24 protein-coding genes are annotated in these 19,459 nt (G+C 59.4%); 11 read left to right on the top strand and 13 right to left on the bottom strand.

Annotation, left to right across the window (positions count from 1 at the left end; translation table 11 throughout):
- Positions 1 to 42: 42 nt before the first annotated feature.
- Together BCF46_RS15150 and regB are read right to left on the bottom strand one after the other, a co-directional pair.
- Positions 43 to 1,611, bottom strand: coding sequence for a PAS-domain containing protein (locus BCF46_RS15150; protein ID WP_170157950.1), 1,569 nt, complete (start codon positions 1,609 to 1,611; stop codon positions 43 to 45).
- Between the two features lie 65 nt (positions 1,612 to 1,676).
- A complete protein-coding gene (gene regB / locus BCF46_RS15145; RefSeq protein WP_121026608.1) occupies positions 1,677 to 3,065 on the bottom strand; it encodes a sensor histidine kinase RegB in 1,389 nt (462 codons plus the stop codon).
- A gap of 99 nt (positions 3,066 to 3,164) precedes the next feature.
- Between regB and BCF46_RS15140 the strand changes: the two genes are divergently transcribed.
- The 3 genes from BCF46_RS15140 to BCF46_RS15130 all read left to right on the top strand — a co-directional run bounded on the left by BCF46_RS15140 (position 3,165) and on the right by BCF46_RS15130 (position 4,750).
- Positions 3,165 to 3,785 (top strand): SCO family protein, encoded by a 621-nt coding sequence (locus BCF46_RS15140; protein ID WP_121026088.1) that lies wholly within the window; start codon positions 3,165 to 3,167, stop codon positions 3,783 to 3,785.
- 87 nt (positions 3,786 to 3,872) lie between these two features.
- Complete coding sequence (locus tag BCF46_RS15135; RefSeq protein ID WP_121026084.1) at positions 3,873 to 4,427, top strand: ActR/PrrA/RegA family redox response regulator transcription factor; 555 nt, start codon at positions 3,873 to 3,875, stop codon at positions 4,425 to 4,427.
- On the top strand, positions 4,424 to 4,750 hold the full coding sequence (locus BCF46_RS15130) for a hypothetical protein (protein WP_121026081.1): 327 nt from the start codon (positions 4,424 to 4,426) through the stop codon (positions 4,748 to 4,750). The genes BCF46_RS15135 and BCF46_RS15130 overlap by 4 nt, the downstream gene beginning before the upstream one ends.
- Here BCF46_RS15130 and BCF46_RS15125 read toward each other — a convergent pair.
- Together BCF46_RS15125 and BCF46_RS19800 are read right to left on the bottom strand one after the other, a co-directional pair.
- Positions 4,740 to 4,988: a DUF6552 family protein gene (locus BCF46_RS15125; protein ID WP_121026079.1), complete on the bottom strand. Its 249-nt coding sequence runs from the start codon at positions 4,986 to 4,988 to the stop codon at positions 4,740 to 4,742. The two genes, BCF46_RS15130 and BCF46_RS15125, sit on opposite strands and share 11 nt — an antisense overlap.
- The gene (locus BCF46_RS19800; protein ID WP_162848086.1) at positions 4,982 to 5,146 is read right to left on the bottom strand and encodes a hypothetical protein; all 165 of its coding nucleotides are present in this window, start codon (positions 5,144 to 5,146) and stop codon (positions 4,982 to 4,984) included. The genes BCF46_RS15125 and BCF46_RS19800 overlap by 7 nt, the downstream gene beginning before the upstream one ends.
- 104 nt (positions 5,147 to 5,250) lie before the next feature.
- Here BCF46_RS19800 and BCF46_RS15120 point away from each other — a divergent pair, with 104 nt between their 5' ends.
- A complete protein-coding gene (locus BCF46_RS15120; protein ID WP_121026076.1) occupies positions 5,251 to 6,123 on the top strand; it encodes a LysR family transcriptional regulator in 873 nt (290 codons plus the stop codon).
- A gap of 153 nt (positions 6,124 to 6,276) precedes the next feature.
- Here the strand turns inward: BCF46_RS15120 and BCF46_RS15115 are convergent, their stop codons facing one another.
- Complete coding sequence (locus BCF46_RS15115) at positions 6,277 to 6,750, bottom strand: GNAT family N-acetyltransferase (protein WP_245990174.1); 474 nt, start codon at positions 6,748 to 6,750, stop codon at positions 6,277 to 6,279.
- Positions 6,747 to 7,337 carry an HD domain-containing protein gene (locus BCF46_RS15110; RefSeq protein ID WP_121026073.1) on the bottom strand — a complete coding sequence of 197 codons (591 nt, stop codon included), beginning with the start codon at positions 7,335 to 7,337 and terminating at the stop codon, positions 6,747 to 6,749. Before BCF46_RS15110 ends, BCF46_RS15115 begins: the two co-directional genes overlap by 4 nt.
- 73 nt (positions 7,338 to 7,410) lie before the next feature.
- Here BCF46_RS15110 and BCF46_RS15105 point away from each other — a divergent pair, with 73 nt between their 5' ends.
- The 4 genes from BCF46_RS15105 (at position 7,411) to BCF46_RS15090 (ending at position 10,381) form a co-directional block, all read left to right on the top strand.
- On the top strand, positions 7,411 to 7,725 hold the full coding sequence (locus tag BCF46_RS15105; RefSeq protein ID WP_211332826.1) for an S-adenosyl-L-homocysteine hydrolase: 315 nt from the start codon (positions 7,411 to 7,413) through the stop codon (positions 7,723 to 7,725).
- 64 nt (positions 7,726 to 7,789) lie between these two features.
- Positions 7,790 to 9,175 (top strand): adenosylhomocysteinase, encoded by a 1,386-nt coding sequence (gene ahcY, locus BCF46_RS15100; RefSeq protein WP_121026070.1) that lies wholly within the window; start codon positions 7,790 to 7,792, stop codon positions 9,173 to 9,175.
- A gap of 30 nt (positions 9,176 to 9,205) precedes the next feature.
- Complete coding sequence (locus BCF46_RS15095) at positions 9,206 to 9,901, top strand: extensin-like domain-containing protein (protein WP_121026067.1); 696 nt, start codon at positions 9,206 to 9,208, stop codon at positions 9,899 to 9,901.
- A gap of 138 nt (positions 9,902 to 10,039) precedes the next feature.
- A complete protein-coding gene (locus BCF46_RS15090; RefSeq protein ID WP_121026065.1) occupies positions 10,040 to 10,381 on the top strand; it encodes a DUF2853 family protein in 342 nt (113 codons plus the stop codon).
- Positions 10,382 to 10,661: 280 nt separating this feature from the next.
- On the opposite strand, the gene BCF46_RS15085 is transcribed toward BCF46_RS15090, so the two are convergent.
- From BCF46_RS15085 to tsaD, 6 genes are all read right to left on the bottom strand, one after another.
- Positions 10,662 to 11,054, bottom strand: a complete 393-nt coding sequence (locus tag BCF46_RS15085; RefSeq protein WP_121026062.1) for a DUF1761 domain-containing protein — start codon at positions 11,052 to 11,054, stop codon at positions 10,662 to 10,664.
- Positions 11,055 to 11,131: 77 nt separating this feature from the next.
- Positions 11,132 to 11,812 (bottom strand): GntR family transcriptional regulator, encoded by a 681-nt coding sequence (locus BCF46_RS15080; protein WP_121026061.1) that lies wholly within the window; start codon positions 11,810 to 11,812, stop codon positions 11,132 to 11,134.
- Positions 11,813 to 11,964: 152 nt separating this feature from the next.
- On the bottom strand, positions 11,965 to 12,378 hold the full coding sequence (locus BCF46_RS15075) for an EVE domain-containing protein (RefSeq protein WP_121026058.1): 414 nt from the start codon (positions 12,376 to 12,378) through the stop codon (positions 11,965 to 11,967).
- Positions 12,378 to 12,650, bottom strand: coding sequence for a YciI family protein (locus tag BCF46_RS15070; protein WP_121026603.1), 273 nt, complete (start codon positions 12,648 to 12,650; stop codon positions 12,378 to 12,380). Before BCF46_RS15070 ends, BCF46_RS15075 begins: the two co-directional genes overlap by 1 nt.
- Positions 12,622 to 13,593 carry an NAD(P)H-dependent glycerol-3-phosphate dehydrogenase gene (locus BCF46_RS15065; RefSeq protein ID WP_121026055.1) on the bottom strand — a complete coding sequence of 324 codons (972 nt, stop codon included), beginning with the start codon at positions 13,591 to 13,593 and terminating at the stop codon, positions 12,622 to 12,624. Before BCF46_RS15065 ends, BCF46_RS15070 begins: the two co-directional genes overlap by 29 nt.
- Entirely contained in the window at positions 13,590 to 14,687 is a 1,098-nt protein-coding gene (tsaD, locus tag BCF46_RS15060; protein ID WP_121026052.1) for a tRNA (adenosine(37)-N6)-threonylcarbamoyltransferase complex transferase subunit TsaD, read from the bottom strand. The genes BCF46_RS15065 and tsaD overlap by 4 nt, the downstream gene beginning before the upstream one ends.
- 48 nt (positions 14,688 to 14,735) lie before the next feature.
- Here tsaD and BCF46_RS15055 point away from each other — a divergent pair, with 48 nt between their 5' ends.
- From BCF46_RS15055 to BCF46_RS15045, 3 genes are all read left to right on the top strand, one after another.
- Positions 14,736 to 15,407, top strand: coding sequence for a uroporphyrinogen-III synthase (locus tag BCF46_RS15055; RefSeq protein WP_170157949.1), 672 nt, complete (start codon positions 14,736 to 14,738; stop codon positions 15,405 to 15,407).
- A 99-nt stretch (positions 15,408 to 15,506) separates the two neighbouring features.
- The gene (locus BCF46_RS15050) at positions 15,507 to 16,757 is read left to right on the top strand and encodes a COG4223 family protein (protein WP_121026046.1); all 1,251 of its coding nucleotides are present in this window, start codon (positions 15,507 to 15,509) and stop codon (positions 16,755 to 16,757) included.
- A gap of 9 nt (positions 16,758 to 16,766) precedes the next feature.
- The gene (locus BCF46_RS15045) at positions 16,767 to 18,260 is read left to right on the top strand and encodes a heme biosynthesis protein HemY (protein WP_121026043.1); all 1,494 of its coding nucleotides are present in this window, start codon (positions 16,767 to 16,769) and stop codon (positions 18,258 to 18,260) included.
- 74 nt (positions 18,261 to 18,334) lie between these two features.
- Here the strand turns inward: BCF46_RS15045 and BCF46_RS15040 are convergent, their stop codons facing one another.
- The gene (locus tag BCF46_RS15040; protein WP_121026040.1) at positions 18,335 to 19,360 is read right to left on the bottom strand and encodes a LacI family DNA-binding transcriptional regulator; all 1,026 of its coding nucleotides are present in this window, start codon (positions 19,358 to 19,360) and stop codon (positions 18,335 to 18,337) included.
- Positions 19,361 to 19,459 lie beyond the last annotated feature (99 nt).

Raw genomic sequence — 19,459 nt, 5'->3', positions numbered from 1 at the left:
GCGCGCAGTCTTACGCCAACCCGTCCTGCCTTCAAGCGCTGATCAGGACGAAATCGCCGCTAGATGTGTAGATCGTTGTGGCGGGAGTGCGTTTTGATGTGTGGTGGTGAACCCGACCAAGGTGGCGCCGCCCGTCAAAGGCTGAAACCGGCACGTCACGAACAGCCCGTTGGTCAGGGTTGCGGTGTCGGTCCATTCGGAACGGTCGCCCCGTTGGCTTACAAAATCCCGCGCGTCACCCCAAACGGGATTGGGGGCGCTGTTGGCCTGCCAGAGGCGCGCGGCATCCGTGATCGTGATTTGGCTTAGCGGATCCTCCGGGTCGGTTCCCCACATCGCATCATATGCCGCGTTGGTCATGGTGATCACGCCATCGTCGGCGAACACTACCAATGCTTCGGGCAGGTGATCCAGCAATGCTTGGTTCATTGACAGCTCGCGGCGGAACTTGCGGGTCAGGCTCATCTCGGCGGTAATGTCTTCCAGCAGGAAAGCGACGGCACCTTCGGGATGCGGCCTACCTGTCACGCGGTAGGTTTGGCCTGTGGGTAGCGTCCATGTCTCGCAATAGGTGCCATCAGCGGCTGATTTATCCAGCTCGGTGATCTTTTTGCGCCAATCGGCAAAATCACGACGCTCCGGCAGCATACGTTTTTCGCGAAGCTGGTTCACGAAGTCATACAGCGTCGGACGCGCGCTGAGCCATTCCGGTTCCAAATTGGTGAGGTCGATCAGGGCGGGGTTGAACATCACCAGTGATCGCGACCGGTCAAAAATAGCCAGCCCGATGGGCAGCACGGCAAAGGTCTGCGTAAGTGTTTGAAAAAAGCTGCGCAGCGTTTCCTCGGCCTTGACGGTTGCGCCAACGTCGATGGCGAAATTCAGTGTCCCATTGCCGCTGCCAAAGCGCAGGACTTCGTAGGTCTTGTGGATGCCAGACGCCATTTCCAGCGTGGAGCGTTTTGGCTGGGGTTCGTCGCCGGTCTGTGCCACCTGCCCGCCATGAAACAAGCGCGCAGGTGGCCATGTCTCGCCGGTTTGCGGGATATTCGCTTGCTCGGCCGTGGCGGCGTAGGCTTTGTTGACCCAATCCACGGTCCCTTCTGCGGTCTCGCGCCATGACAGGTAAGGTGCGGCGTCGGCAGTGGCACGTAACACCGCCAGTTCTGACGCGGCGGCAGTGGCCTGATCGCTATCCACCAAAACCTTGCGGGATAGGGGGGCCGCGATGCCGGATATCCGAAGACGCACGATACTGCCATGGGCTTCCACGTCCAGTTCTGCGGGGCCGGCTTGGGTGGCTTCGCATAGCCGGAATCTGGCGTTGTGATTGGCGGCATCATTCAGTCGCCGCGGCAAATCGGGGAATACTCTGGACAGCCGGTCAATCAGTTGGTGGTAGATGTCTTCGTCAAGATCTTCGAGGCTGAGCGAGCGGCGCGCGCGGGTGCAGGCCCCGACCAGTTCGCGATTCTCAAAGCGGAATTCGAGTTGGGTTTTCGACATACGCCCTGTCGGTGCGCGAAGTTTGGCCCAAGAGTAAGCGATCATCGCGCCAAGAAGGATGCCAAGCGCCATGATCGCTGCGTATTCGAACAATAATTCTGCCATCAGGGTCGCCTTTGATGCTGACATCGGTTTGGCGATGACCTGAACGCAGATTCATTAAGGGTAGATTAAAACTCGTTGGGTTTGTTTTCGCCCAGTGGCTTCGAGGTGCCGTTGCGCGACTCCACGATGGTGTCGATTGGCCAGATCACCTCGGCGATTGCGCCATATCGGGGGGCGCTTGGGTTTTTTTGGCGACCAGACCCATTGGCAAAACTGATCTTGGCGCCGGACCGTTCCAGCAAGGTTTTGGCAATGAACAGGCCAAGCCCCATGCCTTCGTATTCGGGTCTGGAGGCGTCTTTCTCTCGCTTGCCGCCATGCTTGATAAACGGATCACCGATACGGCCAAGCAGGCCGTAGGGGTAGCCCGGCCCATCATCCAGAACCCGCACCGCTACCTCATGATCGCTCCACTTCACCTCGATCCAGACCTGCGACACCGCGAAGTCCACCGCGTTTTGTATCAGGTTGCGCACCCCATGGATGATTTCGGGACGTCGGTAGATGTTGGGGGTCTTGTCGTCCGCTCCCTGCTTGGGGCCGAACTGGAAATGCAGTGTTTTGCCGCGGTTCATATGCGGCTCTGCTGCGTCTTTTATTACCGAACTCAGCGGGGCTGTATGTAGGTGACGGTCATCCTTACCGGCGCGGCCCATCGAATGAAGAATATCGCGGCAACGATCCGCTTGGTCACGAATCAAGGCTGCGTCTTCGCGCAGGTCCTGATCTTCCAACTCGTCCAGAAGCTCCGCGCTGACAAGCTTGATGGTGGCGAGCGGCGTGCCCAATTCATGCGCCGCCGCCGCGATCACGCCGCCCAGATCCGTCAGTTTTTGCTCCCGAGACAGTGCCATTTGTGTGGCCAGCAATGCTTGGCTCATAGAGGTGGTTTCTGCAGTCACACGCGCGGCGTAAATGCCTAGAAAGCCGATGCCGATGACCATGGCGACCCAAAACCCCACCACGAATAGCTGGGGCATACGCAGCACGAACCCAAGGTCGCTACGCAGGGGGACGTAGTAGTAGGCCAGAAGTGTCACCAGCAACACGGCAAGCCCGCCAAGGAAAAACGTAGAGCCAGCACGCAACGTCATTGCGGACACGGTCACGGGGGCCAGCATCAGCAGGGCAAACGGGTTGTTCAAACCACCGGTCAGATACAGCAGGAACGCAAGCTGGCTAATATCAAACAGCAGGGTGATGAGAACCTCGCGCTCTGGCATGCGGCGGTTCTCCGGGTACACAAAATGCGCCACGAGATTGGTAATGACCGAGGCCCCGATTGCCATAAAACACAGGCCAAGCTCGATTTTCAGATCAAGAAAGAAGCTGGCGACGGCAACGGCAAAGATCTGGCCGAACACGGCAAACCATCGCAAAATAATAAGCGTACGAAGCCGGACAACACCGTCCCGCGCACCCGCGACTGTGAGGCCAAGCGAGGTGTCTACCATCATCGCGAAGAAGTGAGGGGCAGCGTCATAATGGCAGATTGATACCTCGCGCGGGATAGGGGATCAACTAACGCGTTCAATTGTCTGCGGAGTACCCTCATGAACAAGATATATTCAGCCACCGCGATCGGGCTTGTCGTTGCCATGCTTGGTGGAACCGCAGCCTATGTTTTGCTGAACCGTGGTGGCGGGGACGAGTTTGCGTCCTGCCGGTCCTCCGCCGTGGCTGGTGGTGATATTGGCGGTGCCTTCGAACTGGTCAGCGAAACTGGTGAAACCGTGACCGACACGGATGTAATCACCGAGCCTACGCTGGTCTATTTCGGCTACACTTTCTGCCCTGATGTCTGTCCGCTGGATTCCGCACGCAACGCCGAAGCGCTGGATGTGCTGGCGGAGCGTGGCGTCGATGCGGGTGCGCTGTTCATCTCGGTCGATCCAGAGCGAGACACGCCAGAGGTCGTCGCCGAGTTCACCGAGGTGATGCACCCCAAAATGCTTGGCTTGACCGGTTCGGCAGAGCAAGTGAAGGCCGCATCGCAGGCTTACAAAACCTACTACAAAAAGCAGCCCGGCGATCCGGAATACTACCTAGTGGACCATTCGACCTTCACCTATCTGGTGCTGCCGGAAAAAGGCTTTGTCGAATTTTTCCGCCGCGAAACCACGTCCGAGCAGATCGCTGATACCGTCCAATGTTACGCCCAAGCGGGTAGCTGATGCGCGGCAGGCTGTCGCAGTAATGTTTGACGTGCCTCCCCTTGCGACCTAAACCTTGTAACAGAGCAGCAATTCAAGGAATTTTCCATGGGCGACAATGCGCTAAAAGAGATTGGCGAAGACAATTCGTTGCTGCTTGTCGATGATGATGAACCCTTTCTGCGCCGATTGGCACGTGCCATGGAAAAACGCGGCTTCGCCCCCGAGATGGCTGAGACTGTTGCCGGCGGTCGCGCCATCGCAACGGCCCGTCCGCCTGCCTATGCCGTGATTGATTTGCGCCTTGGTGACGGCAACGGTCTCGATGTGGTCGAAGTGCTGCGCGAGAAGCGGCCAGACGCCAAGATCGTGGTGCTCACCGGTTACGGCGCGATTGCCACCGCAGTTGCTGCCGTGAAGATCGGCGCGACGGACTACCTGTCCAAGCCCGCCGACGCCAATGACGTCACCAACGCGCTTTTGGCCAATGGTGACGAGTTGCCGCCCCCGCCGGAAAACCCGATGTCCGCCGACCGTGTGCGTTGGGAGCATATCCAGCGGGTGTATGAGTTGTGCGACCGCAACGTCTCCGAAACCGCGCGCCGTCTGAGCATGCACCGCCGTACACTGCAACGCATCCTCGCCAAGCGGTCGCCGAAATGAAACGTGCGCTGGCGGCTGTCCTGCTGCTGGCGGCCTGCGCCCCGACGGTCCCAACGGCACCGCGCTCAGACCCGATCCCCTACACACTTGATGCGAACGGTGTTCAACTGTCCGACCGCGCGCAGCGTATTGATTTCGGGCGCACGGATCATTCCACCGTCCCTGCCATGACCAAACTGGTCGGACGCGGACCCACCGCCACGCGCGATTGCGCGGGCGGCAGGCAACAGGTCGAATGGCCCGACGGCACCACGCTGGTCTTCGCCGCGGGGGAGTTCCGCGGCTGGACCAACGCAGCAGGTAGCGCAGGGCTTAGCTGCTAAGTAGCCCCGCCCCCATCGCCGCCAGTGCGACGGCGTGGATCAGCATGATGGCGCGGTCTTTCCAGAGAACACCCACGGCGAACCAGCCGATCAGGCCGACTAGAAACAGGTAGATGTTTAAAGGTGCCATCCCGAACGCTGTCGTGGTGTAGCCTGCGATCTGGACCAGTGAGGCCGCCCATTTCAGGGCAAACGTGGCGGCCTCACGGTCCAGCACTCCGAGGGAGGTCGCTACCATAGGTCGCGTCCATACCGCTCGGAGCGTCGCGACACGCCGTCCCGCCGCGCCGCGCGGGGGCTGCGGATATAGCGGTCGGCGTGATCTTTCAGATGATCGGGAAAGTCCGCGCGGCGGCGGATGGCTGTGAGCATACTTTCGGCGATGATACTAAACATGGGTGGTAGTCCTTCTATGAAGTGATGACCCAATATGCGCCTCTTGCCTTTGCCATGCACGTCAGTATGATTTCACATATGTTAGTTCAACTTTCATATATCTGATGGATTGGCGCGATATTCCGTCTTTGTCAGCGCTCAAGGCGTTCGAAGCCACCGCACGGCTTGGTAGCTTCTCGGCGGCAGCGCGGGAATTGAACGTCACCCATGCTGCAATCGCCCAGCATGTGCGCGGGCTGGAGGCGGAGTTCGGCGCGGAACTGGCCTTCCGCGAAGGCACCGGCATGGCGCTGACAGAGGCTGGGCGGGCGTTGTCGCTGTCCTTGGGCGAGGGATTTGGAACCATTGCCAGCGGCGTGCGCGACATCCGTGCGCTGCGGCAGAACCAGCCGCTAAGGGTCGCGTTAACCTCGACCTTCGCGGAAAACTGGCTGATGCCGCGCATCGGCGCGTTCTGGGCAGAGCATCCCGACATAGAGGTCGCCTTGCAGCCGTCCAACGCAGTCGTCGACATGCGCCGCGACGGCTTCGATCTGGCGATCCGCTACGGTCACGGCGACTGGGCAGGGCTAGAGGCGGAGCTGTTGGTCCACGCCAACTATGTCGTCGTGGCCTGCCCTGAACTGGCGGCCAAAGCGACCGACACCTCCATGCTGGGCCTGTGTTCCCTGCCATGGGTGTTCGAGGCCGGACGGATGGAGCAGCGCGTCTGGGCCGAGGAGGTCGGGCTGGACCTGTCCTGTACCCCCAGCACCGACCTGCCCACCAATTCGCTGGTGCTGTCGGCAACGCGGGCGGGCGCTGGTTTGTCCATCCAGACCCGCGCCATGGTGGAGGGCGACCTGCAACGCGGCTCGCTGGTCTGCTTGCAAGAAGCGCCGGTTTCCACGCTCGGCTACTACCTAGCGACCCGCCCTGTGCCTCGGTCGGACGCGCTGAAAACCTTCACCAGATGGCTGAAATCGGCGGCGGGATGAATATGGCTGCGGCGCTAATCAAATCAAAAACACCCGCTTTTTGATTTGATTGAGTTAACCACCCCGAAACAGGTGTAAACGCACGGAGGGCCATCGCCTTGCGGGCCTGCAAAAGCTGGTTAACGACCGCTACAGTGCAGCGTAACCCATGGGTTACCTCAGGTGCATCCGCTTGTGGACGCGGTCCACGGGTGTTCCGTCGGCCAAAGGCACCGCGCGGGTCACCGAATGGTCCTCGAACCCCATCTTGGAATAGTAGGCCAGCCCGCCAGTATTGTCGGCGCGGATGGTGGCATCGAGCAGCGTATACCCTGCGTCACGACAACATTTCAGCGTCTGTTGAAACAGCGCCGAGCCGATACCGCGTTGCACGGTTCCGGGTCGTGCAAAGGTGGCGATGATCCCCATTCCTTCCTTGTCGGGGCTCATCCATTGAAAGCCGACAACCTCGCCATCAGCCTCCGCCACATGCAGAAAAGTCTGGTCATCTTCGGGAGTGATAAACCGGTCGAAATGCGATGGGCCTATCGGCTTCTGATAGGCGGTGGTGCCACCAATCGCGATGACCTCGTTCAGGATCGCAGTCATGGCGTCGCGGTCTTGCGGCTTCACCCTGCGGATAATCACAACGCTTCCGACAATGCGTTGAAGCGGGCCAGAAACTCCGCCTTCACCTCCATCGGCGGGCGCGGGACCAGCTTGTCGGGCAGGGGTATGCTGCCACGTGGTGCGCCGAAGAATTTGTTGCTCTCCTCAATGGAAAACCCCGCGATCTGCGTCGCCTCCAGCCACGCGGACAGCTTGTCGGCCTTCTTGATCTGCTTTTTCACCGCCACCGGAATCGCTGCAGGCAGGCCAAAGCGCAGGTGGATCGCGGCGGTCAGCCGGTCGTCGAGTTCTGCATATCCCGGCCCCACGGCGTTTTTCACCGGCGAAATCATATCCCCGATCACGTATTCCGGCGCGTCATGCAGCAGGGCGGCCAGTTGCCATTTCACCGGCGCATTGGGGTTTGCGACAGAGTAGAGCCGTTCGACCAGCACGGAATGCTCCGCCACGGAATAGGCGAATTCGCCCATGGTCTGCCCGTTCCAGCGCGCCACGAAGGCCAGCCCGTGGGCGATATCCTCGATCTCGATGTCCATCGGGGTCGGGTCCAGCAGGTCCAGCCTGCGGCCGGACAGCATACGTTGCCATGCGCGGGGTTGTTTCATGTCTATCCCACCTTTTCGTGATCGTCCGGAACTTCTGCGCGGTTTCACTGTTCTACCCCCGAAGGAGAAAACGATGAAACCGCTTTTTACAGCCGCTGTACTTGCCCTTAGCACCTTGCCTGCGTTCGCGCAGGACGACGTGGTCTGCATGGCCACGGAAGAGATGGAGGCGTCCCTTGTCGATTGGTATGACGAAACCCCCGCTGTGATGGACGAAGACGGCACAATCGTCTGGGCGTCAGGTATTGGCGGGACTTGGACCGTGGTGAGCTACAACGATAACGGGACAAGCTGCGCGCTGGCCCAAGGCGACAACTGGTCACCCCGTATGGATGCTGACGCATTGATGGCTGGCTTGCCCAACGAACAAGGCACCACAGGGTCGTGACCTATTGAGATCGGGGCGTTTAGCTGTTACGCGAAGCGCAAATTCCCATGAGGACCGTGATACAATGGCCAACGACTACATCGTCAAAGACATCAACCTTGCCGCCTTTGGCCGCAAAGAGCTTGATATTGCTGAAACCGAAATGCCGGGCCTGATGGCGCTGCGTACCGAGTACGGTGAAAGCCAGCCACTGGCCGGCTCGCGCATCGTTGGCTCTTTGCACATGACCATCCAGACCGCCGTGCTGATCGAAACATTGGTGGCACTCGGCGCTGACGTGCGCTGGGCGTCGTGCAACATTTTCTCGACGCAAGACCACGCTGCGGCTGCGATTGCGGCTGGCGGCACGCCTGTGTTCGCGATCAAAGGCCAGTCTCTGGAAGAGCATTGGGACTACCTCGACAAATCCTTCATGTTCCCTGACGGCCCGAACCTGATCCTCGACGATGGCGGCGACGCGACGCTGTATATTCTTCTGGGTGCTCGCATCGAAGGCGGCGAAGCCTTTGGCGTTGCGACCTCCGAGGAAGAAGAAGCCATTCAAGCCCAGATCAAGAAGCGCATGGAAGCCAGCCCCGGTTGGTTCACCAAGATGCGCGACCAGATCAAGGGTGTCTCCGAGGAGACCACCACGGGTGTTCACCGTCTCTATGATCTAGTGAAGAAGGGCGAGCTGCCGTTCCCTGCGATCAACGTGAACGACTCTGTCACCAAGTCGAAGTTCGACAACAAATACGGCTGCAAGGAATCTCTGGTCGACGGCATCCGCCGCGCCACCGACACCATGATGGCCGGTAAAGTGGCTGTGGTCATGGGCTATGGCGACGTGGGCAAAGGCTCTGCCGCCTCCCTGCGTGGTGCTGGTGCGCGGGTGAAGGTCACCGAGGTTGACCCGATCTGCGCGCTGCAAGCTGCGATGGACGGCTTTGAGGTGGTGCTGCTGGAGGACGTTGTATCTTCCGCCGATATTTTCATCACCACCACCGGCAACAAGGATGTGATCCGCATCGAGCATATGCGCGAGATGAAGGACATGGCGATTGTCGGCAACATTGGCCACTTCGACAACGAGATCCAGGTGGCCTCGCTGAAGAACCACAAGTGGACCAACATCAAGGAACAGGTCGACATGATCGAGATGCCTTCGGGCAACCGCTTGATCCTGCTGTCCGAAGGCCGTTTGTTGAACCTTGGCAACGCCACCGGCCACCCGTCCTTTGTGATGTCCGCATCCTTCACCAACCAGGTGCTGGCGCAGATGGAGCTTTGGACCAATACCGAGGCCTACAAGAACGACGTTTACATCCTGCCCAAGCATCTGGACGAGAAAGTCGCCCGCCTGCATCTGGATCGTATCGGGGTGAAGCTGTCGAAACTGGACGCAGATCAAGCCGCCTATATCGGCGTGTCGCCTGACGGTCCGTTCAAGCCAGAGCATTATCGTTATTAAGGGGGCGACACTATCGCCACCTTTCGCATCTTGCTGAGTATTCTGAGCGCCACCGCGGTTTTTGCTGCGGTGGCGTTTGGCGTTTACTGGGCGTTTACCGATCCGCGCAGCCCTGTGCCGCGCGAATGGAACCCGCTGCGTGAATTGGTGTTGTCCGATCCTGTGACGCCAGTGACTCATTTCAAACTGCGTCGTGTACTGGACGAGCCAGAGGCGTGTTTGCGTGTTTTGGCGCAAGCGGCGCAGTTTCGGGCGATGGACCCGTTGCTAGGTGGAGAGCGGTGCGGCATCGCCAATCGTGTGGAACTTACTTACGCGGGCGCATCCAAGCTGCGCAAAATCGAGACGGCATGCGAAACTGCCCTTCGGCTCACCATGTGGGAGCAGCACGGGGTGCAGCCCGCTGCACAAAAGAATTTTGGCCAGGGAGTTAGTGAAATCCGGCATATCGGAAGCTACAATTGTCGGCCTATCCGAGGCACAAGCAACCGGATGAGCACCCATGCCACAGCGGCGTCGATCGATATTCGCGGCGTGGTTCTTGTGGATGGAACGCGGATGGATTTGCTTGCGGACTGGGACGGAACTCCTGCACAAAAATCCTTCCTTCGTGACCTGCGCGACACGGGCTGCCAATGGTTCTCGACGGTGCTGGGACCAGAGTATAACGCGCTTCATGCGGACCATTTTCACTTTCAGAATAATGGCTGGGGAACCTGCCGCTAGGCTTGATGCCGCCTGCGGGGAAAAGTATCGGCATTTTTCCTTTGGATTGGCTGATTTAGCCAGTATTGTTCGCCTTAAGACCTTTTAGAGGTCTGAAACGGGGCCTGATGTGCCCGAACATTGGTGGGAGATATTTCAATGGGAAAACGTGACGAGCTGATCGCTGTCTATGCGGACGATCTGAAAAACAAATGTGGCATGACGCCAGACATGGACTTGCTGACCAAGGTCACTATCGGTTGCGGTCCGGCGATCTACAATGCCGACGCATCGACAGTTGCTGGCAGCCAGCCGGAAGAGCTGGAAACCGTTAAGAACAACTTCCTGATTAAGAAGCTGGGCCTGTCCGACAGCCCGCAGCTGATGGAAGCCATCAACTCGGTGATCGAAACCTATGGCAAATCCGAGCGCAACAAGTACCGCGCTGTGGTGTATTACATGCTGACCAAGCATTTCAACAAAGAGGCGGTGTACGGCTAAGCCCTACTGCTCTTGTGCAAATTCAAAACGCCCGCCCGTTTTCGAGCGGGCGTTTTTTATGATTGCCCTATAAGTCTGAAAAATTTGAAAGAAATGGGCATCGAATTGCGCGGATAGTTTGTTTGCAATGCGCGTTTGAGGCGGCTACCCCTAAGACACCGAGCCAGTATGGCCGGATCCAGTTTTCAAGACACGTGGTGCGAGTAACCAAACACGTGGGGTAGAAGAGGGTTCCGGGGGGTCGGGACCCTCTTTTCATTTTTGCGTCGGGTTTGCGGCTTTAGAACAGGCCCAGCACGAAGCCCATCAGCGCGCAGCCGAACGTGGCATAGCCGCCGTCGATCAACGTCAGCTTGAACGGACGGTCGCCATATCCGTTGTTAATCATGATCCACGGCGAGATGAAGAACAGACCGATGCCCAAGCCCGCGACCAGCCCCGACATCGCGGTGTCTATTCCAGAGGCTGCAAAGGTGTGGCGCATCATGCCTGCGACAATGACCATCGCAGCGGCGGCCATCAGAAACGGGGTCATCGAGTTGTTTTCTGGCTTTCCGTCAGCGCCGGTTTTGATGCCTGCGGCCTCCACCCATGGTTTGGCCAGTGACATGTACCAAACCGCGCCAAAAGCGAATCCAGCAATTGCGGCGACGATAATTGATAGAAATCCCATTATATGCTCCTCCAACCCAGTTGTACGGCAAGGGTAGCAGCGAAGTCAGTCAGCGCCCAACTTTTTGATGGGTGCCGTTATTCGAAGTACTCTGAATGCTGTAGCCGAACTTTTTCGACCACAGAGTCCAGCCGCGCGAGATGGGTCCGAATTACTGTCTCCAACGCCGAAAAGTCATTGCTATCCAACCCCGAGAGGATGCGTTCGTGATCTTCGAGCAGAACTTTCATTTCGGTCGGCTCTTCAAGCGAGAGGCGACACAGGCGGTCGACCTTGGTTTTCATTTCGGCAATCGTCTCGAACGCCATTTCGAAGCCTGCCGCCGCGCAGAGCAGCTTGTGGAACTCATAGTCCAACCCGTGGAAACGGTCGGTGTCTTGGGCCTTCACCGCAGCAACCTGCTGCTTCATGTTTTCGCGAATGGGTGTTGTGTCGGTGTCGGACCATTTGAGGACCGCAGTGCGCAGGACCTCGACCTCGATCGCGGTGCGAACAAAACGGGCGTGGAATATTTCGGGAATTGAAAACTTGCGAACAACTGTCGCCTTCTGAGGCCGTATCAGCAGCAGCCCGAGATTGCCCAAGCGAGAGAACGCGTCACGGACTGGCTGGCGGGAGACCGAAAACTGATTGGCGATCTCGGCCTCGGAGATTTTCGTGCCGGGCATCAGCTTTAGCGTGACAATGTCCTCGTGCAATGTGTCGAAGATATCGTCGATGCTGGTGCGGCGCTCGGTTAAATTTGTGAACTGTGACATACCGATTTCTCGCTCTCGTACTGGGGCAAAATATACCAGAAGCCTCGTTTAATCCACCGCTCGCGAAGTCTCGCTGTCACTATGGGCACGGCGTATATCAAAACGCTCGCGCCTTGTTTGCCGGAGTAAGCACTGGAGAGCCACCTAGTCAGCTAAAGGCCGCCCATGTCGCATATCATGGCCCATTCTTGTGCAGTCACGGGCTGAACCGAAAGGCGCGAGCTTTTGACCAGCGCCATTTCGTCGAAGCGCCCGTCAGCTTTGATTTGGCCCAGCGTGACGCCTGTTTTCAAGGGCTTGACCGCCTTGATGTCCACGCATTCCCATCGGTCGTCGTCCGTGGTGCTGTCAGGATGCGCCTCGGCGCAGACCTCGACAATGCCGACGATCTCGCGGTCCTTTTGGGAGTGGTAGAAGAAGCCGCGATCCCCGAGTTTCATCTCCCGCATGAAGTTGCGGGCCTGATAGTTGCGCACGCCGTCCCATTCCTCGCCCGCGTCGCCTTTGGCGACCTGATCGTCCCATGACCAAGTGGACGGCTCGGATTTGAACAACCAGTAGCGCATCAGCCGATCACCTTGTTCCACTGCTCAAGACGCACTTCGGAGAACAGGCCAGCCTGCGCGTAGGGGTCGGCGGCGGCCCAAGCGTGGGCGGCGTCCATGTCTTCCACATCCAGCACGATAAGCGAGCCGTACATATCGCCGACCTCATTAAGGAACGGGCCAGCCTGCAAGACGCAGTCGGAGGCTTTCAGATACGCCACATGTGCGTCGCGGTTTGCCTTGCGGGTATCGAGGTGGTCGGGTTTATCGGTGCAAATCAGGGCGATAAGCATAGGGCCATTCCTTTGTCAGCGGTCGGGACAGCAGCATCGAGACCGCCTGTTCCAGTGTCAGTTTCTCTTCTACCACCCCGGCGACCATTTTGGCGATGGGCATATCCACGCCTTTGGCATCGGCCAGCTTCACGATGGCGCGGGCGGTATGGCGGCCCTCGGTCGTGGCGGTGGGCGCTGGGCCTTTTCCACCAAGGGACAGGCCGAAGGTAAAGTTGCGCGATTGCTCGGACGTGCAGGTGAGCGCCAGATCGCCGAAACCAGCGAGGCCGGCAAGGGTTTCGGGCTTGGCGCCCATGGCGACGGCCATGCGCAACATTTCGGCCATGCCGCGTGTCATGAGCGCAGCGCGCGCGCTTTCGCCGAGGCCCGCGCCGATGCAGATGCCACAGGCGATGGCGATGACGTTTTTCAACGCGCCGCCAAGCTCCGCGCCTATGGGGTCGTGGGACAGATAAAGGCGCAGGGTGTCGGTGGACAGGGCCTCCTGCAATGCCTCGCCCATATCGCTTTCGGTGGCGATGACCAGCGCGGTGGGCAGACCACGGGCAATGTCGGCAGCGAAGCTGGGTCCGGTGAGGATCGCAGATGGCACATCTAGCAGGTCGTTGATGATTGCCGTCGGGCCACGTCCGGTGGCGAGGTCCACGCCTTTGCTGCACGCGATGGCGGCCTTTGGCTTGGGCTTGGTGTCTTCCAGATAACCCGACATGGCCTGCATCGGAACGGCGAGCAGCAGCAGGTCGTCTTGGGTGACGTTTAGCTCGGTGGTGAGGGTGATGTTCTCAGGAATTGGCACACCCTTTAGGCGCGGGTTGTCGCGGCTGGTCTGGAAGGCGTCGACGTTGCGGCCCACCAGCGTGACCTCGCGGCCAGCCATGTCCAAGGCGACGGCTAGAGCGGAGCCGAATGCACCTGCGCCTGCGACGGTGATCTTGGTCATGCTTTCGCTCCTTTTTTGCCAGAGCCCAGCATGGCAGGGGCGGCGGCGTCCAGCGGCCAGCGGGGCCGCGCGGTGAGGGTCATATCGTCGATCAAGCCAAGGCGGAAGCGCTCCATCCCCGCCCAAGCGATCATCGCGGCGTTGTCGGTGCACAGCTTTAGCGGCGGGGCGGTGAAGCGGACGTTATGCTGGTCGGCCAAGTTGGAAAGGCTGCCGCGGATGGACTGGTTCGCGGCGACGCCACCGGCGACGGCGATGGCCGGTTGTGCAGGCTTCAAGGCGAGGTATTGCGCCAAGGCGCGGCGGGTTTTCTCGGTCAGAACGTCCGTCACGGCGGCTTGGAAGCTGGCGGACAGGTTGGCTTGGTCCTGTGGATGCAGCCCGCCTTGTGCCGCGATCAGTGCATCGCGGGCGCGCAGAGTAGCGGTTTTGAGGCCGGAGAAAGACATGTCGCAGCCTTCGCGGTCCAGCAGAGGGCGGGGCAGCTTGTGGGATTTGGGGTCGCCGTGTTTTGCGGCCTGCTCGATGGATGGGCCGCCGGGTTGCGGCAGGCCGATGAGCTTTGCCACCTTGTCGAACGCCTCGCCCGGCGCATCGTCGATGGTGCCGCCAAGGCGTTGGAACTTGGTGGCAGAATGGGCGATCAGGAACTGGCAATGCCCGCCGGAGACGAGGAGCATCAGATAGGGGAACTCTAGCTGATCCGTCAGGCGCGGGGTCAGGGCGTGGCCTGCAAGGTGGTTCACCCCGATCAGCGGCTTGCCCGATCCAGCGGCCAGCCCCTTGGCGCACATCACGCCGGACATGACTCCGCCGATCAGGCCGGGGCCTGCGGTGACGGCTATGGCGTCCATATCCGCGAGGGTCAAGCCGGAGGTGGCCAAGGCGGTTTCCACCATGACGTCCAGTTTCTCGGCATGGGCGCGGGCGGCGATTTCGGGGACCACGCCGCCGAAATCGGCGTGCAGGTCGGTCTGGCCGAAGACCTCGTTTGACAGGATTTCCGGCGGCTGGCCGTCAGTATGGCGCACCACGGCGGCGGCGGTGTCGTCGCAGCTGCTTTCGATACCAAGGATGGTGAGGGTTTGCGCCAAGGGTCGGGCCTGTTGTGCGGGGCTTTGGCAAGGGGTAACACCTTTGCCATGACACAGACAATCCCAGCCACCGTCCTACTGACCCGCCCCAAAGCCGCGGGGGAGCGCTTTGCCGCTGACTTGGCCGCGCCAGTGATCTTGTCGCCGCTGATGGAGACGGTGTTTCTGGACTTTGAGCCATTGGAACAGGCACCTGACGCGATGGTGTTCACCTCGGAAAATGGCGTGCGCGGGTTCGTGCGGGGTAGCGAATGGCGCGGGCGGGCGTTTTGCGTAGGTGACCGTACCGCACAGGAAGCGCGGGACGCTGGGTTTGACGCCGAAAGCGCGGATGGTGATTTGCGCGACCTGAATACCTTGCTGGCGGATCGCGCGCAGGGGATGCGACTGGCCCATGCGCGAGGGCGGCATGTGGCGGGGGATGTAGATATGGGGGCGGTGCCCCTGACCGTCTATGAGCAGCGCGCGGTGCCGCTGTCGGACGAGGCGCGGGCGGCGTTGGGGAGGGCACACAAGTTGATCGTGCCGCTGTTTTCCCCGCGAAGTGCAGCGCTGTTTGCGAAACAGTTGACCGGTAAGGAAATTGCGACGCTGGACGTCATAGTCATCAGCGACTCCGCGGCAAAGGTGGCGCAGGACGCGGGGTTGCATGTGGCACGTGTTGCGGATGCGCCGGATGCCGTGGCGATGTTACACGCCATTGAACGTGCACGCGATTAGGTGTTCTGCTTGAGCGTGGGTTAGCTGTTGGTCTAAGGTCGGGCGTGGCGGTAGGTAAAATAGAGTCGCCCCGCGATTGAAGCGAAAAGGAATACGCGCTTGGCCCGCAAGAAGAACACTCCGTCCAAGACCTCCACGACCGATTCAAAACCGGGCTCGTCAAAAGCCAGCGCTATATCCGGCGTCGTGAAAGACGCCGAGTTTGACGAGTTGGATGCCGCGATGGCTGATACCAAGGCTGAAGGTGTGCGCATGGGCGAGAGTGACGCGCCAGACGATGAGGCATCGGACCAGTTGCCAGCCGTGGAAACCCACCGCGAAGTGGTGGTTGATGGTGAGGTTGTCGACGAGGGTGCCGCCGATGATGGCGAAGATGCCAAACCGGTGGACGAACCCGAGGTCGAGACGATTGCGGAGGAGCCTGTACCCGTTTCTGCTCCGGTTACCGTGGTTGAGAAACGGGGCGGCTTTTGGTCGGCCCTGCTGGGCGGCGCTTTGGCCGCAGTGATCGGATTTGGTGGCGCGATATATTTCAAGGCGGCTGAATGGCCTGTCTTTGGCGGTGGTGCTGATCTTGACGCGATATTCGCCGAGCAATCCAAGAAAATAGCGGATTTGCAGAGTGCTTTGGATACAGCGCAGGCCGCGAATGCCGAGGAACGCGCCGCGCTGAGTACCCGCATCGACGAGATTCCGGCGCAAGAGGTTGCGCCGCTGCCTGCTGATGTGCAGGCCAAACTGGACGCGCAGCGGGCCGAGATGGAGACGCTGGAAGCCAGTTTGGACAAGATGCGTGAATTGACGCAGGGCCAGATTGCGACCGCGCAAGCACAGCAGGAAAGTGCCGCGCAGGCTGAAGCCCGTGCCAAGGCGCGCGGGGCGTTGAATGCGTTGCGCACCGCGTTGACGACAGGCGCCCCTTATGCGCCGATCGTGCCGGAGATTGCAGCGGCGACGGATGTGCCGGAGGCGCTTGCCGCCAATGCTGATACTGGCGTTCCGACAGGTAAGGCACTGGAAGATCAGTTCGCGACCGGTGCGCGGGCGGCGTTGTCGGCCTCGTTAAAGGCAACCGCAGGTGACAGTCCGACGGAACGGCTGACCTTCTTTCTCAAGGACCAGCTTGGGGCGCGATCTTTGACACCTCGTGAAGGGGATGACCCCGATGCGGTGTTGTCGCGTGCCGAGGCGGCGATCAAGGCGGGTGATCTGGACGCAGCTTTGACAACAATTGACGCCCTGCCGGACGCTGGCAAGGCCGAGCTTCAGGACTGGGCCAGCGCCGCTGCGACGCGACGCGACGCACTTGCCGCTTTTGACAGCCTCTCAGACACTCTGAACGCGAATTAGGATAGTTATATGCTTTGGTCTCTCGTAAAAATTCTGGTGTTTGTTGGCGTCATCGTGGCGGTCACTTTGGGCTTGGGCATGTTGCTGGAAACCAGCGGCGGGGTTCGCGTCTCGGTGGCAAATACCGAATTCACCCTAAGCCCGTTGATGGCTATTTTGGGCCTTGTGGCCTTACTGGCTGGTTTCTGGATTTTGCTGAAAGTCCTAGGCTTGCTGAGTGCGACCTTCCACTTCCTCAATGGCGACGAGACGGCAATCAGCCGCTACTTCACCCGCAATCGTGAACGGAAGGGTTTTGAGGCGCTAGCGGATGGTCTTATGGCGTTGGCGTCGGGCGAAGGGCGCACCGCAATGGCCAAGGCTGCGAAGGCAGAAAAGTATTTGGCCCGCCCTGAATTGACCAACTTGCTGACTGCTCAAGCGGCCGAATCCGCAGGTGATAGCAAGAAGGCGCAAGAGGTTTACAAACGTCTGCTGACGGATGAGCGGACCCGCTTTGTGGGTGTCCGCGGAATTATGAAGCAAAAGCTGGCCGAAGGTGACACGGACACCGCGTTGAAGCTGGCTGAAAAGGCGTTTTCGCTAAAGCCAAAGCACGAAGAAACGCAAGATGTGTTGCTTAAGCTGCAAGCCGAGACCGAAGACTGGTCGGGTGCGCGCAAGACGCTGAACGCCAAGTTGAAGCATGGCAATCTGCCGCGCGACATTCACCGCCGCCGAGACGCAGTTCTGGCATTGTCCGAGGCGAAAGAGGTGATGGCCGAAGGTTCCAGCATCGAAGCGCGGGAGACCGCAATTGAAGCAAACCGCCTGTCGCCTGATCTGATCCCTGCCGCCGTGCTTGCGGCCCTAGGGTATATCGAGCAGGGGAAACCTAAATACGCCACCCGTGTTCTTAAGAAAGCGTGGGCAGCGCAACCGCATCCCGATCTGGCCGCGGCCTTTGCCGAGATTGCGCCTGATGAATCCCCGGAAGCGAGGATCAAGAGGTTCACGGTGCTGACGCGGGTGTCGCCGGATCATCCTGAGACCAAGACGCTGTTGGCAGAGTTGAACATCGCCGCCGAGGATTTCCCCGCTGCGCGTCGTGCTGTAGGGAGCTTGGCTGAAACAGATCCAACCGCGCGTGTGCTGACGATTATGGCCGCGATCGAGCGCGGCGAAGGTTCCGACGATGCTGTTGTGCGTGGCTGGTTGACCCGTGCCCTTTCCGCCCCGCGTGGGCCGCAATGGGTGTGTCAGAAGTGCCAGACGGTGCATGCCGCTTGGGCGCCTACTTGCGCGGGCTGTGGAACACTCGATACGCTCAGCTGGACCGAGGCGCCCGAGACGTCCGTGTCTATGCCTGCCGGAACAGCGATGCTGCCACTGATCGTTGGGGCTTTGCAGGACAAATCCGAAGCCGTTGATGCAGAGGACGCCGAGATTGTGCCGGATCACGAAGTGATCGTGGTGAAGCTTGATGATGAACCTGTCGAGGACGCGGAGGCGGCAAAGGGCTAACTAGCTCTTTTCCGATGATGCGGTTGTCCGCGGTGAACTCTAGAAGCTCAAACTGATGGAGCGACCGTTGGCTGTTAGACGATGCGCCTGCAGGTGTCGCGTTTAATCAACTCGATATCACAGGTAACGCGCCGCTGACCTGACAACTCGCCGACGATCGAACGGCTAAGATGATCACCAGCGAGGCGGCCAATTTTACGGGCGGGCAGGCGGACGGTGGTCAAGCCGGGCTCCATGTCTTTGGAGCCTTTGAAGTCTCCAATCCCAACGATAGACAAGTCTTCGGGAACCCTCAGATTGCAGCGTCTCGCAGCATACAGAACGCCCATCGCCAACACGTCATTTCCACATAGAATAGCCGTCGGACGGTGCGTGGCTTCTAACATCTGGAACGCGGCTTCCTTGGCTTCCGCAATGCTGTACGGGCTTTCGATATCCCACTGGGAAGGAATTGAAATGCCGACTTTCGACAGAACAGATTGAACGCCTGTACGCCGATCCCGCGCCCGGTCGTTATCATTGGTTCGCGGAAATAAGATGCCAATTTCGCGGTGGCCGAGATCAACAAGATGCTCGGCGGCGAGCAAGCCCGCCTTTGTGTTGTCCGCGCCAACGCAGGACAGGCGAGAGGCGTCGTTATAGCTCCAGATAGAGATTGCAGGAATGTTCTGACGCTCGATCAGGCTATAGGTCTCTTCGGAGTGATCTTGTCCGATGAGCGCCAAGCCGTCGACCCGATGCTCAAGGAACTTTCGCAAAACGGCGTATTCCCGTTCTAGATCGTAACCGTGCGAAGCGATGAGTATGGTAAATCCGTGCTCATCCACGCTGTCGGAAAAGGCTTGGATGACTTCGGCAAAAATGGCGTGGTCGATTGTGGGGACCACCAAACCAATCGTTCCGCTGCGAATACCGTGCATAGTCTGAGCCGCGCGATTGCGGATATATCCGAGGTTTCGGACCGCCGCGTCAATTTTCTTACGAGTCGCCGGATTGACCTGCTCAGGGTGATTGAAGCTTCGAGAGACGGTCGAGATGGACACTTTCGCACGCCTCGCTACCGCAAAAATATCAACCTTATTTTTATTATTATCAGCCATTTAGACGCCATTATCAGTCATTTTATGAAAACATTTGCATTACTATTTTCATCACCTAACCTAAATAGTCAACTTGGGTCATTGGCTTGGATAACTGAC

Source organism: Litoreibacter meonggei, from assembly GCF_003663885.1.
Taxonomy (GTDB): domain Bacteria; phylum Pseudomonadota; class Alphaproteobacteria; order Rhodobacterales; family Rhodobacteraceae; genus Litoreibacter; species Litoreibacter meonggei.
This window is presented reverse-complemented; position numbering and strand designations above follow the sequence as displayed.